Genomic DNA, 2,084 nt, shown 5'->3' with positions numbered 1-2,084 from the left:
CTCGGCGAGGCGGTCGATCTCCTCGAACGCATCGTGGACGACGGCCTGCTCAACGCCATCGCGGACGGCACGTTCGGCCTGATGAAACGGCCCGCGGACAAGGGCAAGGGCGCGGACGGCGTCGTCGAGAAGGCCGAGGCGTACTTCAACCCCGCGAGCGAGATGCTGGAGGCAGCGCAGTGACGGACAAGAGGTACGTGAGGCCGTACGGCGACACCACCGGCGACGGCATGATCCAGACGTCGTTCACGCTGCCGATTCCCTTCGGCCCCAAGGCGGACGGCGCGGCGCAGCAGCTCGCGAACAAGATGGGCATGGACCCCGCGATGGTGGTCCACTCGAACCCCATCGGCGCCGACTTCACGTTCTTCGTCGTCTACGGCTCGGTGAAGCACCTCGTGGACATGGACGAGGTCAAGGTCGTCGAGCGCGAGTACCCGCTGCTGTCACCGTCCGAAGTGAACACCACGCTGAAGAAGGTGTTGCGGCGCAAGCTCGTTGTCGTCGGCGGCTGCATCGGCACGGACGCGCACACGGTCGGCATCGACGCGATCCTCAACATCAAGGGCTTCGCGGGCGAGAAGGGCCTGGAGTACTACCGCGAGCTGAAGGTCGTGAACCTCGGCGCGCAGGTGAGCGTTCCCGAGCTGGTGCGGCGCGCCAGGACCGAGAAGGCCGACGCCGTGCTGATCTCCCAGGTCGTGACCCAGCGGGACGCGNNGCCCGCTGCTGGTCGCGGGCGGGCCGCGGTTCGACCCGCTGATGGCGGGCGAACTCGGAGTCGATCGAGTGTTCAGCCGGGGTACCACCCCGGGCGAAGTCGCCAGCTACCTCGTGCACGCGATGCAGGAGAAGAAGGGGGTCGCCGCGTGAGCGGGGCTTTGGTCGAAGGCTTTTCGGTGACGCACCGCCGTTACGTGCCGCACTCGCACGCGCACTACGGCGGCAACCTGGTGGACGGCGCCTACGGGCTCGGCATGTTCGGTGACGTCGCCACCGAGTTGTTGATCCACACCGACTCCGACGAGGGGCTGTTCGCGGGGTACAGCTCCGTCGAGTTCGCGGCGCCGATCCAGGCCGGCGACGTCGTCGAGGCCACGGCGACGTTGGTGCGCATCGGAAAGCGCTCGCGGGAAATCGAGTTCGAGGCACGGGTGGTGTGCCGTTCGGCGCCCGATCGCGGACCTTCGGCGGCGGACGTACTGGCTGAGCCGATCGTCGTAACGCGGGCCCGCGGCACCGTCGTCGCTCCGAAAGCCGCTGAATAACAAGAAAATCTCGACCGAACCGGCGGGCGTCCTGCTCCGAATCCCTGGCTGTTGGAAGGGAGCAGGACAATGCCAACTAGCAACAAACAGCGATTACGGCGCGGTGCGATCGCCGCGGACCCGGCGGTGGACAACACCGACGTGTACGCCTTCACCAGCCCGGACAGACCCGACACCGTCACGCTCGTCGCGAACTGGTTCGGGCTGCAGGAACCCAACGGTGGCCCCAACTTCTACCCGTGGGCCACAGACGCCCGGTACGACCTCAACATCGACGCCGACGGCGACGCGGTGCCGGACAAGACCTTCCGGTTCACCTTCACCGCCGACGACCGGCGCGGCGGCAAGTCGCCGACCTTCCTCTACAACAACGGGCCGGTCACGTCGATCAACGACGACAACCTGTTGTTCCGGCAGAACTACAACCTCGAACTGGTCGAGGGCAACAAGACCACCCCGCTGGTGCGCAACGGCAGGGCGGCGCCGTCCAACACCGGTCCCGCGTCGTTCCCGAACTTCGGCGCGATCAGGGACCAGGCGACGGCCAAGCTGCCCGGTGGCGGCCAGGTCTACGTCGGACCGTCCGAGGACTCGTTCTTCCTGGACCTGCGGGTGTTCGACCTGNNGTACAACGTCAACACCATCGCCATCCAGGTGCCCAAGACGATGCTCGCGCTGAAGGGCGACCCGAAGCGCAACCCGGTGATCGGCGTGTGGAGCGACACCGAACGCCGCTCGCTCAAGCTCGAACCCGGCAGGGCGACCCCGCAGGGCGACTTCGTCCAGGTGTCGCGGCTGGGCAACCCGCTGGTGAAC

The 2,084-nt window shown here is 67.2% G+C and carries 3 protein-coding genes; all 3 read left to right on the top strand.

Annotation, left to right across the window (positions count from 1 at the left end):
- The coding region (locus tag B0F77_RS45810) for a lysine 5,6-aminomutase subunit alpha TIM-barrel domain-containing protein (protein ID WP_281252628.1) at positions 1-183 on the top strand (183 nt) is incomplete at its 5' end.
- Positions 184-230: 47 nt separating this feature from the next.
- Positions 231-1,268, top strand: coding sequence for a 3-aminobutyryl-CoA ammonia lyase (gene kal / locus B0F77_RS50365; protein ID WP_425435835.1), 1,038 nt, complete (start codon positions 231-233; stop codon positions 1,266-1,268).
- A gap of 69 nt (positions 1,269-1,337) precedes the next feature.
- The coding region (locus B0F77_RS45795) for a DUF4331 domain-containing protein (RefSeq protein WP_143467283.1) at positions 1,338-2,084 on the top strand (747 nt) is incomplete at its 3' end.

The organism is Lentzea kentuckyensis, assembly GCF_002150765.1.
Classification (GTDB): Bacteria; Actinomycetota; Actinomycetes; order Mycobacteriales; family Pseudonocardiaceae; genus Lentzea; species Lentzea kentuckyensis.
Note: the sequence above shows the minus strand (reverse complement) of the source record. Positions and strands in the feature narration are given on the sequence as shown.